Annotated in this window: 12 protein-coding genes; all 12 read right to left on the bottom strand. The window is 46.1% G+C overall.

Annotated features, from left to right (window positions below; genetic code table 11):
- Positions 1 to 14: 14 nt before the first annotated feature.
- The gene (locus tag RRU94_RS14240) at positions 15 to 461 is read right to left on the bottom strand and encodes a GatB/YqeY domain-containing protein (RefSeq protein ID WP_242233417.1); all 447 of its coding nucleotides are present in this window, start codon (positions 459 to 461) and stop codon (positions 15 to 17) included.
- Between the two features lie 14 nt (positions 462 to 475).
- A complete protein-coding gene (gene rpsU, locus RRU94_RS14235) occupies positions 476 to 649 on the bottom strand; it encodes a 30S ribosomal protein S21 (RefSeq protein WP_018393973.1) in 174 nt (57 codons plus the stop codon).
- A gap of 109 nt (positions 650 to 758) precedes the next feature.
- Positions 759 to 1,442, bottom strand: coding sequence for a deoxyribose-phosphate aldolase (gene deoC / locus RRU94_RS14230; protein ID WP_315695069.1), 684 nt, complete (start codon positions 1,440 to 1,442; stop codon positions 759 to 761).
- Positions 1,443 to 1,552: 110 nt separating this feature from the next.
- A complete protein-coding gene (gene mtaB, locus RRU94_RS14225; protein WP_315695067.1) occupies positions 1,553 to 2,893 on the bottom strand; it encodes a tRNA (N(6)-L-threonylcarbamoyladenosine(37)-C(2))-methylthiotransferase MtaB in 1,341 nt (446 codons plus the stop codon).
- A 5-nt stretch (positions 2,894 to 2,898) separates the two neighbouring features.
- On the bottom strand, positions 2,899 to 3,648 hold the full coding sequence (locus RRU94_RS14220; RefSeq protein WP_315695065.1) for a 16S rRNA (uracil(1498)-N(3))-methyltransferase: 750 nt from the start codon (positions 3,646 to 3,648) through the stop codon (positions 2,899 to 2,901).
- A gap of 13 nt (positions 3,649 to 3,661) precedes the next feature.
- Entirely contained in the window at positions 3,662 to 4,606 is a 945-nt protein-coding gene (prmA, locus tag RRU94_RS14215) for a 50S ribosomal protein L11 methyltransferase (protein ID WP_315695063.1), read from the bottom strand.
- Between the two features lie 24 nt (positions 4,607 to 4,630).
- Positions 4,631 to 5,749, bottom strand: coding sequence for a molecular chaperone DnaJ (dnaJ, locus tag RRU94_RS14210; protein WP_315695060.1), 1,119 nt, complete (start codon positions 5,747 to 5,749; stop codon positions 4,631 to 4,633).
- Positions 5,750 to 5,882: 133 nt separating this feature from the next.
- Positions 5,883 to 7,715 carry a molecular chaperone DnaK gene (dnaK, locus tag RRU94_RS14205; RefSeq protein WP_251271074.1) on the bottom strand — a complete coding sequence of 611 codons (1,833 nt, stop codon included), beginning with the start codon at positions 7,713 to 7,715 and terminating at the stop codon, positions 5,883 to 5,885.
- 42 nt (positions 7,716 to 7,757) lie between these two features.
- Positions 7,758 to 8,348: a nucleotide exchange factor GrpE gene (gene grpE, locus RRU94_RS14200; RefSeq protein WP_410493024.1), complete on the bottom strand. Its 591-nt coding sequence runs from the start codon at positions 8,346 to 8,348 to the stop codon at positions 7,758 to 7,760.
- A gap of 11 nt (positions 8,349 to 8,359) precedes the next feature.
- Entirely contained in the window at positions 8,360 to 9,394 is a 1,035-nt protein-coding gene (hrcA, locus tag RRU94_RS14195) for a heat-inducible transcriptional repressor HrcA (RefSeq protein ID WP_315695055.1), read from the bottom strand.
- An 89-nt stretch (positions 9,395 to 9,483) separates the two neighbouring features.
- Positions 9,484 to 10,620: a radical SAM family heme chaperone HemW gene (gene hemW / locus RRU94_RS14190; RefSeq protein ID WP_315695053.1), complete on the bottom strand. Its 1,137-nt coding sequence runs from the start codon at positions 10,618 to 10,620 to the stop codon at positions 9,484 to 9,486.
- Positions 10,621 to 10,849: 229 nt separating this feature from the next.
- Positions 10,850 to 12,679 (bottom strand): translation elongation factor 4, encoded by a 1,830-nt coding sequence (lepA, locus tag RRU94_RS14185; RefSeq protein ID WP_315695051.1) that lies wholly within the window; start codon positions 12,677 to 12,679, stop codon positions 10,850 to 10,852.
- Between the last annotated feature and the right edge of the window lie 68 nt (positions 12,680 to 12,747).

Here is a 12,747-nt window from a genome sequence, read left to right as displayed (position 1 = left end):
AGGACGGCAGCTTTTTAGGAAAGCTTTTGCTGAACAAGACGATTGACAAGTGATCCATCTGCTTTGCCTTTTACTTTTGGCATAAGCGCAGCCATCACTTTCCCCATGTCTGATTTTGCAGAAGCGCCTGTTTCAGCGATTGTTTCTTCCACAATGGCTGATACTTCTTCTTCTGAAAGCTGTTCCGGCATATATTCGTTCACGTAAGTCAGTTCAGTCTGAATTTTGGCCACAAGATCCTCACGGCCGGCTTTTTCAAACTCGTGGAGGGAGTCTTTGCGCTGTTTCACTTCGCGAGAAAGGACTGTCAGTTCTTCCTCTTCTGTCAGGTCGCGGCCGCCTGCTTTAATACTTTCATTTTGCAATGCAGCTTTGAGCATGCGGATGACTGTCAGCTTTTCTTTCTCTTTGTTCTTCATCGCTTGCTTCATCTCATCATTAAGACGTCCGAGAAGACTCATATAAAAACCTCCTCTTAGAACTTACGTTTACGAGCTGCTTCTGATTTCTTTTTGCGTTTCACGCTTGGTTTTTCATAAAATTCGCGCTTTCTGTACTCCTGCAGGGTGCCAGTTTTAGAAACAGTTTTCTTGAAACGGCGAAGAGCATCTTCAAGCGATTCGTTTTTGCGAACAACAGTTTTTGACATTTCTTTTTCCCTCCCTCCGAACACATTACGATGGAAATTCCATGTACTGCACTATTATAATACATGCATAGTATTCGGTCAAGAAACTTTCTTTACAAAAGATTCATAATTAATATCCGGCTTCTCCTTCAACTCCGGTTACAATGGCGATTCCTGAACTTGCGCCGATTCGTGTCGCTCCTGCTTTCACCATCGTCATAGCATCCTGCTGGGTACGAACGCCTCCTGAAGCTTTTACGCCTACTTTAGGCCCGACCGTTTCACGCATTAAGCGTATATCTCCTTCCGTTGCTCCGCCCGCTGAAAAGCCGGTTGATGTTTTAACATAATCCGCTCCTGCAGCCACTGCGAGCTCGCATGCTGTTTTCTTTTCTTTTTGTGTTAACAGGCTTGTTTCAATAATCACTTTTACAAGCGCTTTTCCCTGCGCGGAAGCCACAACCGCTTTGATATCTTTTTGAACGGTTTCCGTGTCGCCGTCTTTTAAAGCGCCGATATTGATCACCATATCGACTTCTGTCGCTCCGTGCTCAATCGCTGCTTTTGTTTCAAACGCTTTTACTTCCGTCAGCGTAGCGCCAAGCGGGAAGCCGATCACTGTACAAACCTTTACTTCCGATCCCCGCAGGAGTTCGGCCGCCTGCTTAACTCGCGCTGGATTCACGCAGACCGATGCAAAGCCGTGCCGGTTTGCTTCCTCACAAAGCTTCGCAATTTCTTCCTTTGTGGCATCTGCTTTTAACAGCGTATGGTCAATCGTTTTAGCAATATTTCCAAATGTATCGGTAATCATCTTCATGATCCCCTTTCGGTTAGTTGTCCGTACCTCTTTAGTTTATCATTATTCTGGGCAGCTTGCGAGAAACAGCAGCAAAAAAAGCCGGCACAGCGGCCGGCTTTTGATTATGCGTGAACTGGTTCAAGAACGCGGACAAATTGTCCTTCGTTGTATGGGTAGCCAGCTTTTGTAATTTTCACTTTTACAATTTTCCCTACCATGTCTTCTGTAGCCGGGAAAACCACTTTTAAGTAATTGTCGGTATAACCGCTGTAAAGTCCTTCTCCGCCTTCTCCGCCTTCTCCGAACGGTTCTTCCGGAATCACTTCAAGCACTTCGTTTTCAAAACGGGCTGCGTATTCCTTTGCAAGCTGGTCGGACAGGGCGATCAACTTATGAACACGCTCATTTTTCACTTCTTCATCTACTTGATCTTCCATTCGGGCTGCCGGCGTACCCGTCCGTTTTGAATACGGGAATACGTGCAGCTCGGAGAAGCCATGTTCTTGAATGAAGTTGTACGTCTCCATAAATTCTTCTTCTGTTTCACCCGGGAAGCCCACAATAACATCAGACGTTACAGCAAGTCCTGGAAGTGCTTTTTTCAGCCGATTTAAGCGGTCTGCAAAAGCGGCCATTGTATACTTGCGGCGCATCCGCTTTAACACTGTGTCCGAACCGGACTGAAGCGGAATGTGCAGGTGGCGGACCACAATATTTGACTGGTCAATTACATCGATCACTTCATCAGTTAACTGACTTGCTTCAATCGAAGAAATACGGATTCGTTTTAATCCAGGCACCTTCGCTTCAAGATCACGAAGAAGCATCGCCAGATTATAATCCTTAAAGTCAGATCCGTAACCGCCGGTATGAATACCTGTTAAAACGATTTCCTGATAGCCGGATTCGACCAGCTGTTTTGCCTGACGAATAACTTCTTCCGGATCACGCGAACGCATTAAGCCGCGTGCCCATGGGATAATACAAAACGTGCAGAAGTTATTGCAGCCTTCTTGAATTTTCAAAGAAGCACGAGTCCGGTCCGTAAATGCCGGCACATCCAGTTCTTCATACACACGATTCTTCATAATATTGCCTACCGCATTGATCGGCTGGCGCTCTGCTTTAAATTGCTCGATATAATCAAGCATCTTGACACGATCCTGTGTCCCTACAACGATATCTACTCCCGGAATGGCCATAATTTCAGCCGGCGATGTCTGCGCATAGCAGCCCGTTACACAAATAACCGCATCTGGATTTTTGCGCACAGCGCGCCGGATCACCTGCCGGCTTTTTTTGTCACCTGTATTGGTAACAGTACACGTATTAATTACATAAACGTCAGACGTTTTTTCAAAATCTGTACGTTCATAGCCTTGCTGCTCAAACAGCTGCCAGATTGCTTCTGTTTCATAATGGTTTACTTTGCAGCCTAATGTATGAAATGCCACTGTTGGCATGTTGATCACCTCTTCAATTCTAAATAAAACGAAACCGCCGACAGCACATACAAAGGCGCCGTTTCTGCCCGAAGAATTCTTGGGCCAAGGGCACAGGGAATAAAGCCTGAATCCTGCAGCTGAGCCGCTTCTTTTTCAGAAAACCCGCCTTCCGGACCGGTGACGACCAGCATTCGCCCGCCTGGCTTCAATGAATGAACAGCCTCATAAAATGCCGTCATTTCTCCTGATTTAGCTGTTTCTTCATAAGCAAAGATTTTCACATCAAACGTGCTTGACTGCTCAATCATCTGCTTCATAGACGCAGGTTCTGCTACGTCTGGAATTCGGTTTCGGTGTGACTGTTCCGCCGCTTCTTTAGCAATTTTCTGCCAGCGCTCTGTTTTTTTGGCTCCTTTTTTCGGATCCCACTTTACGATCGAGCGCTCCGCTTCAAATGGAACAAACCCGGCAGCGCCGAGTTCTGTTCCTTTCTGTATAATATAATCGAATTTATCGCCTTTCACAAGACCGCAGGCAACCACAACCTCAGCCGGCATTTCCGTTGACTGCTCAAGCCATTCCTCTATTCTTGCTTCAACAGAGGTGTCTGTTACAGACGTTAGGACAGCCACCCCTGCTTTGCCTTCCGGGAAGACGGCATAAACACGGTCTCCTTCTTCCATCCGCATAACCCGGCGGATGTGATGCGCATCTTCTTTTGAAAAATGAATGTTTTCTGCATTCTGCCCGCTCGTTAAGAAATATCGCTGCATACTTGCACCTCTATCATTCCGCTTTTTTGCCGACGATGCAGACCCAGTCTTCCATGACTACGGTTTCTTCGATAAATAAACCAGCATCCGTCATCGCTTTGCGAACCTCGTCTTTTTTCTGCCCGATAATACCGGATGCAATAAAGAATCCGCCCGGACGCAGGATTGACGCTACGTCATCGGTAAAGGAAATAATTACTTCCGCTAAAATATTGGAGACAACTACATCGGGCTGGTCGTCAATTCCGTCAATTAAATTGTTTTTAGAAACTGTAACAATGTGTTCTGCATGGTTGAGCGCCACATTCTGGCGTGCTGCTGATACGGCTACTTCATCTAAATCAAGTGCCGTAACACGAGAAGCTCCCAGCAGAGCGGCCCCAATAGCCAGCACCCCTGATCCTGTTCCCACATCCACCACATGGTGGTCTGGTTTCACAAACCGTTCCAGCGCCTGCAGGCACATTACGGTTGTTGGATGCGTTCCTGTACCAAATGCCATGCCCGGGTCCAGCTCAATGATGAGTTCATCGGTTGAAAATGGCTCATACTCTTCCCATGTAGGGACAATCGTAAATTTTTCAGAGATTTTTACCGGATTATAGTATTGTTTCCATGCTGTTGCCCAGTCTTCTTCATGTACTTCGCTGACAGATACGCGCAGCTTTCCAGTATCAATTTGATAAGCAGACAAATTTTTAACAGCAGCTGTAATATCATCAACCGTCTCCTGCAGAAAACTGTTTACCGGCAGGTACGCTTTTACAGCCACTCCCTCATCCGGGTAGTCGTTCGGGTTCAGCTCGTACAATTCACCGAAAAGGCCGCCTTCCCGCTTCTTATCAAGCTCGGCACGGTCTTCAATGACAACACCGCTCGCCCCTGCCTCATGTAAAATATTCGAAATTGGTTCAACTGCATCGTTTACGGTTTCAATGCAAATTTCTGACCACTTCATATATGTCCGCTCCCATCATGCCATTTAATCACGCTTGAGTGCGCGTTTTACTTTATCAAAAAAGCCATCTTCTTCGCTTGGCTGCTCACCGCTTACCTCTGCAAACTCCCGCAGAAGCTGTTTTTGCTTTTCATTTAGTTTTACCGGTGTAATTACTTTTACTAAAACATGCTGATCGCCTGTGCCAAAACCTCTTACATTGGCTACGCCCTTGCCGCGCAGACGGAATCTGGTGCCGCTTTGTGTGCCAGCCGGAATCTTCAGCTTCACTTTACCGTGAACCGTCGGCACTTCGATTTCATCACCAAGAGCAGCCTGTACGAATGTGATCGGCATTTCACAGTAAATATCGTCGCCGTCCCGTTCGAATAATTCATGTTCGCGCACCCGGAATACAACATACAAATCGCCTGGAGGTCCCCCGTTAATACCGGCTTCTCCCTGCCCGGATAAACGGATTTGCTGGCCTTCATCAATACCAGCAGGCACTTTCACATTGATTTTTTTGTTTTTCGTTACGCGGCCGTCTCCGCCACATGTAGAACATTTATCTTTAATCATTTTGCCTGTACCGCTGCAATGATGACAAGTACGGCGCGTTGCTACACGGCCAAATGGTGTGTTTTGCTCCACATTTACCTGGCCGGCTCCGCCACAGTGTGAGCACGTTTCAGGAGATGTGCCCGGCTTCGCACCGCTTCCGTCGCACGTTCCGCACTCTTCTTCTTTCGGAATGGTAATATCTTTTTCCACCCCGAAAACCGCTTCTTCAAATGTCAAAGTCATTGTATATTGAAGGTCGTCTCCCTGACGGGGCGCATTCGGATCGCGTCTGCGGCCTCCACCGCCGAAAAAGGTACTGAAAATATCATCAAAACCGCCGCCAAAGCCGGAGAATCCGCCACCGCCGAATCCGCCCTGCTGCGGGCCTGCGTGGCCAAATTGGTCGTACTGGGCTCTTTTTGACTCATCGCTCAGCACTTCATAAGCTTCCGAAATCTCTTTAAACTTCTCATCCGCGCCCGCTTCTTTATTGATATCCGGATGATATTTTTTAGACAGCTTTCGGTATGCTTTTTTAATTTCGTCTTTTGAAGCTGTTTTACCGACGCCTAGTACGTCATAATAATCCCGTTTACTCACCGTTTTCACTCCCGTTTTATTCACATAACCGCTATTTTAACATACATCTGCTCTTCATTGGTAAATTAAATTGCTTCACGAAAAAAGCCAAAGCCGGAAAACCGCTGACTTTGACTTTTTCGTGTGACTTCGCTTAGTTTTTATCTTTTGAATCGTCTACTTCTTCAAATTCGGCATCTACGACACCGTCATCTTTTGCGGCGCCTTCAGCCCCTTGCTGTGCTTGAGCCGCTTTTGCTGCTTCTTCATACAGCTTCATAGACAATGCCTGGACAATTTCATTTAATGCATCGCGTTTTGTACGGATTTCTTCAAGATCGCCTTTTTCAATAGCTTCTTTCAGCGCATCTTTTGCTTCCGTTGCTTTTTGAAGTTCTGCTTCGTCCACTTTGCCTTCAAGCTCTTTTACCGTTTTTTCTGTTGTAAACACAAGCTGGTCTGCTTCGTTGCGAAGTTCTACTTCTTCTTTACGCTGTTTGTCAGCATCCGCGTTTTCTTCCGCTTCTTTTACCATGCGTTCGATTTCTTCATCAGAAAGACCGGATGAAGATTGAATCGTAATCGCCTGTTCTTTTTGTGTGCCAAGATCTTTTGCTTTTACATTTACAATACCGTTTTTATCGATATCAAATGTTACTTCAATTTGCGGTACACCGCGCGGTGCCGGTGGAATGTCTGTTAACTGGAAGCGGCCAAGCGTTTTGTTGTCAGCTGACATTGGACGCTCACCTTGAAGTACATGAATGTCAACAGCCGGCTGGTTATCTGCTGCCGTCGAGAATACTTGTGATTTTGATGTTGGGATTGTTGTGTTGCGATCGATCAGCTTTGTAAAGACGCCGCCCATTGTTTCAATACCAAGCGAAAGCGGTGTAACGTCAAGAAGAACAACGTCTTTTACGTCACCTGTAAGTACGCCGCCCTGGATCGCTGCACCCATTGCAACTACTTCGTCCGGGTTAACGCCTTTATGCGGCTCTTTGCCTGTTTGCTTTTTGATTGCTTCCTGTACAGCTGGAATACGAGTTGAACCACCGACAAGGATTACTTTATCAATATCCGCATTTGTTTTGCCTGCATCTTGAAGTGCCTGACGAACAGGGCCCATCGTACGCTCTACAAGGTTTGATGACAGCTCATCAAATTTTGCACGTGTAAGTGTTGTTTCAAGGTGAAGCGGCCCAGCTTCGCCTGCTGTGATAAATGGAAGAGAGATTTGTGTAGATGTAACACCAGACAAATCTTTTTTCGCTTTTTCAGCAGCATCTTTTAAACGCTGCATTGCCATTTTGTCTTTTGACAAATCAATGCCGTTTTCTTTCTTGAATTCATTTACAAGATAGTCAATGATGACTTCATCAAAGTCGTCGCCGCCCAGACGGTTGTCGCCGGCAGTTGAAAGTACTTCAAATACACCGTCGCCCAGCTCAAGGATCGAAACGTCAAATGTACCGCCGCCAAGGTCGTATACAAGAATCGTTTGGTCCTGGTCTGTTTTATCCATGCCGTATGCAAGCGCAGCAGCTGTCGGCTCATTGATAATACGCTCTACTTCAAGACCAGCAATTTTACCGGCATCTTTTGTAGCCTGGCGTTCAGCATCATTGAAGTAAGCCGGTACCGTAATAACGGCTTTATCTACTTTTTCACCAAGGTAGTCTTCTGCATAAGCTTTTAAATGTTGTAAAATCATTGCGGAAATCTCTTGTGGTGAATACTCTTTTCCATCAATCGTTTCTTTATGGGTTGTACCCATATGGCGCTTAATCGAAATAATGGTATTCGGGTTTGTAATCGCCTGGCGTTTTGCCACTTCCCCTACCTGGCGCTCGTCATTTTTAAACGCTACAACAGATGGTGTTGTACGATTGCCTTCTGGATTTGGGATTACTTTTGCTTCGCCGCCTTCAAGGACTGCTACGCAAGAGTTCGTTGTTCCAAGGTCAATACCGATAATTTTACTCATTTTTAAAGTTCCCTCCTGAAATCATTGCTTATCAAAATAAATTTATTGATTTACTTTTACCATCGACGGGCGAATAACCCGATCTTTTAATGTATAGCCTTTTTGCAGCTCAGCTAAAACTGAATTTGGTTCTGCTGATTCATCGCTGTCTGTCATGACTGCTTGATGTACATTCGGATCAAATGGCTTTCCGACTGTTTCGATTGGCTTAACACCTTCGCTCTCAAGCGCTGTAACAAATGTTTTATAAACCATTTCCATTCCTTGAAGAACAGATTTTGTTTCTTCATGTTCTGGAGTGATCTGCAGCGCCCGCTCGAAATTATCAAGCACTGGCAGCAGCTCCGTTACAAGCTTTTGCGCGCGGTATTTTTCCTGTGCTTCCCGGTCCAGGTTTGCCCGGCGACGGAAATTATCGAAATCTGCCCGCAACCGCAGATAACGTTCCTCTGCTTCATCAAGCTGTTTTTGAAACTGCTCTTCCTTTGATTCTTCTTCTACCTCTTCAATGATTGTTTGATCCACTTCTACTTCAACCGTACCTTGCTCTTCTGTAGAAGAAACCGCCTCATCGGCTGGTTTTTCTTCCGTCAATGGCTTTTGTTCTTCTGCCACTGATGTCACCTCCAACATTTATCATCAATTTATGTTCGCGTATTGTAAAGGCGCGTCAGCACCTTTGTCATGTCATGACTTAAAAAATCCACAAGTGTAATCACACGCGAATACTCCATCCGTTTCGGACCAAGAATGGCAATGGTGCCAACCGGCTCATCCCCAACGGAATAAGACGCCGTAATTAAACTGCAGTCCTCCATTGCCTGCTCCGCGTTTTCCGTTCCGATTCTCACCTGTACACCGGTTTCTGTCGGACGGATTAACTCATACACATCTTGTTCTTTCTCCATCATGTCCATCACTAGGCGGACTTTTTCCACATCACGAAATTCCGGCTGATTGAAAATATTTGTTTTGCCCCCGATAAACAGCTTGCCGATTGGCGGGCCGCCGGAAGCTTCCGCAAACATATGCAGTACAGCTTCGTAATTGTGAAGATGCCGTCTCATTAATTCCGCTGTTTCTTTGTAAATTTTTCGGCGAAGCTCTGCCAATGGCACACCGGTCAGCCGATCATTTAAAATATTGACCATTTTTTCAATATCTGACGGCTCTATTCCTTCCGGCAGAGAGAAAATTCTATTTTCCACATGTCCCGTGTCAGTTACGATGATGGCAACAGCAGACTCGGTATCAATGGGAATAATTTGCAGGCGTTTAACCCGGTGGTCGTTAAATTTCGGCCCAAGAACGATCGATGTATAATTTGTCAATTCTGACAAAATCGTCGCTGCATTTTGAACGGCTTTTTCAAGCCCTTCCTGCCTGTCGGCAAAAATAGAATGAATCGCTGTCCGTTCGCTGCGCCGCAAGGATCCCGGTGACAGTAAGTGATCTACGTAATACCGGTACCCTTTTTCCGACGGAACACGGCCGGATGAGGTATGCGTTTTTTCCAAAAACCCCATTTCCTCCAAATCCGCCATTTCATTACGAATAGTGGCCGGACTAAAGGAAATTTCCTCTTTCTTGGCAAGATTGCGTGAACCGACTGGCTGCGCCGAACGAATAAAATCGTCAATGATAATCTGCAAGATGAAAAGTTGGCGGTCTGTCAGCACGTATATCACCTCTGTTAGCACTCTTTGTATTCGAGTGCTAAATCTACATTTAAATTATCAAAATCCTTTTTGTCTGTCAACGAGTACGCTCACATTTGTGCGCCAATTAAAAAAGATTGAAACACTTCATTTCCGAGAAACTTTCCACGGTGGGTAAGGCGGATAAACCCTTCTTCCACCTCAAGCAGTCCACGGCTCGTCATTTCCTGGATAGCTTTTTGAAACAGCCGGACCGGGCTTTCTCCGTATTGTTTCTCGAACGCTGCGATAGACACACCCTCCATTTTTCGCAATCCGAGAAACATTTCTTCTTCCATTTGTTCCGGCTTCGTTACTCTTTGGGAAGACATACGCGGCTGTTCATTACGCTCAATGGGCTGCATGTATTTTTTAAGCGGGCCAAAATTTGCGTATCGCTCTCCATCTACATACCCGTGCGCACCGGCACCGAATCCATAATATTCTTCATTGTTCCAATACGTAATGTTATGAATACTTTCAAATCCCGGACGAGCAAAATTGCTGATTTCATATTGATGAAGCCCGTGCGCTTCCATTTCTCTCATGACGGCTTCGTACATATCCGCTTCCGCTTCTTCCTTTGGAAGCGGGAGGCGGCCTTTGGCCATTAAATTATAAAAAACCGTTTTCGGTTCGATGATAAGTGAATAAGCGGAGTAATGCGGAAGGCCAAGTGCCAGTGCCTGCTTTACTGTATCCACTGCATCCTCAACCGTCTGCTCCGGCAGTCCATAAATTAAATCAATGCTTAAATGATCAAAGCCTGCCCGTTCAGCATCCCGGACCGTGCGCAGAACATCTTCTTTCGTATGCGTGCGCCCGATCCGTTTTAAATGAGCGTCATTAAAGGACTGAACCCCAATGCTCAGCCGGTTTACGCCGCCTTCTTTTAAAATGCGCAGTTTTTCAGGTGTTAAGTCGCCCGGATTGGCTTCGAATGTATACTCGGCACCCGGCTGCAGAGGAAGCCGCTGTTGGATTGACTCGACCAGCTGAAGAAGCTGTGCCTCATTTAGGGAGGTCGGTGTTCCGCCCCCTACAAAAATCGACTGCAGTCCCTGCTTGACGCTGGCCATCGCCATTTCTTTATCAAGTGCATTCAAATACTCTTCCACTGGCTGGTTTTTCATAAATACTTTATTAAAATCACAATAATGACAAATATGATGGCAAAACGGAATATGAAGATAAGCTGCTTTTGTCATTTTGTTCACGCCCTTCTATACATAAAGGAAGGTGCCCATCATAAGGGCACCTCAGGCTGCTGACAAACGCCCGCTTTCGGCGTCACTTGCCGTGCGTGAATGCTCATGACCCGAAAAGGTCACTCCGCTTCCCAAACGGCTTCGTTCCTGGAAAGGCAGACGTTTTCAATCAGCCTGCTTTCTTCCTGTGTCTACGCTCTGAGATACCCGTAATCCAGGCACCTTCTTGTTATTTTTGTGGATCATCCATTTTTAAGACAGCCATAAACGCTTCCTGCGGGACTTCAACCGATCCAACCTGCTTCATGCGCTTTTTCCCTTCCTTCTGCTTCTCAAGCAGTTTTCGTTTCCGGGAAATGTCCCCGCCGTAACACTTGGCCAGAACGTTTTTACGCATCGCTTTGATGGTGGACCGGGCCACAATTTTGTTGCCGATCGCCGCCTGTATAGGCACCTCAAACTGCTGGCGCGGAATGAGTTCTTTCAGCTTTTCAACGATAATCTTGCCGCGGTCATACGCAAAGTCACGGTGAACAATAAAGCTGAGTGCATCGACCGTTTCTGTGTTGAGAAGAATATCCATTTTCACCAGCTTGGATTGTTTGTAGCCAATGAGTTCGTAGTCGAATGAGGCATAGCCTTTCGTACTCGACTTCAGCTGGTCAAAGAAGTCATACACAATTTCAGACAGCGGCATTTCATAAACAACGCTGACGCGGTTTGTATCAAGATACTGCATATCAATAAAAATGCCGCGTTTGCCCTGTGCAAGCTCCATCACTGCTCCGACATAGTCATTCGGTACGATGATCGATGCTTTTACATACGGTTCTTCAACGTGGGCAATTTTTTGTGGATCCGGCATATCAGATGGATTATCGATCCGAACCTCTTCACCATCTGTCATCGTTACCTGGTAAATAACGCTTGGTGCTGTTGTAATCAAGTCAATTTTAAACTCGCGTTCAATCCGTTCCTGAATAATCTCCATATGAAGCAGGCCAAGGAAGCCGCAGCGGAAACCAAAGCCGAGTGCCTGGGATGTTTCCGGCTCATATTGAAGAGCGGAGTCATTCAACTCAAGCTTTTCAAGCGCTTCACGCAAGTCATTGTATTTTGACGAATCGATCGGGTAAAGACCGCAATACACCATTGGATTCAGTTTTCGATAGCCGGCAAGCGGTTCTGTCGCACTGTTTTTCGCCGATGTGATTGTATCCCCGACCTGCGTATCTCCGACATTTTTAATAGCGGCAGCAAGGTAGCCAACATCTCCAACCGTCAGCTCTTTTCGCTGTGTCGTTTTTGGGGTAAAAACACCGATTTCAGTTACTTCAAACTCTTTTCCGGTCGCCATCATTTTAATTTTGTCGCCGACCTTCACCGTGCCATCTACAACCCGGATATAAGCAATAACCCCGCGGTATGCATCGTAAAGAGAGTCAAAAATAAGGGCTTTAAGCGGTGCTTCCGGATCCCCGGTTGGCGCCGGCACTTTTTCAACCACCTGTTCTAAAATTTCCTCGATACCAATGCCGGCTTTCGCTGACGCTAGAACCGCTTCTGAGGCATCCAGACCGATCACATCTTCTACTTCCTGGCGCACACGCTCTGGTTCTGCAGCCGGAAGGTCAATTTTATTAATAACCGGCAAAATTTCAAGGTCATTGTCCAGGGCTAAATAAACGTTAGCGAGCGTTTGTGCTTCAATTCCCTGCGCCGCATCCACCACAAGGATGGCGCCTTCGCAGGCTGCAAGACTTCTTGATACTTCGTACGTAAAATCGACGTGTCCCGGCGTATCAATCAAATGAAAGATATAGTCCTGTCCGTCTTTAGCCGTATAGTTCAGCTGTACTGCATTTAGTTTAATCGTAATACCGCGTTCCCGTTCAAGATCCATTGAATCAAGAAGCTGGCTTTTCATTTCACGCGCTGTTAACGCTTTTGTTTTTTCTAAAATACGGTCAGCAAGCGTTGATTTCCCATGGTCAATGTGGGCAATGATCGAGAAATTTCGAATGCGCTCCTGCCGTTCTAGTCGTTCGTTGTTGTTCATTTCAATGTTCACTCCTGTTTATCGGCACATAGATACTATTGTGATTATATCAGCGCGTTATGCAATTG

It is taken from the genome of Domibacillus sp. DTU_2020_1001157_1_SI_ALB_TIR_016 (genome assembly GCF_032341995.1).
In the GTDB taxonomy this organism is placed as follows: Bacteria; Bacillota; Bacilli; order Bacillales; family Domibacillaceae; genus Domibacillus; species Domibacillus indicus_A.
This window is presented reverse-complemented; position numbering and strand designations above follow the sequence as displayed.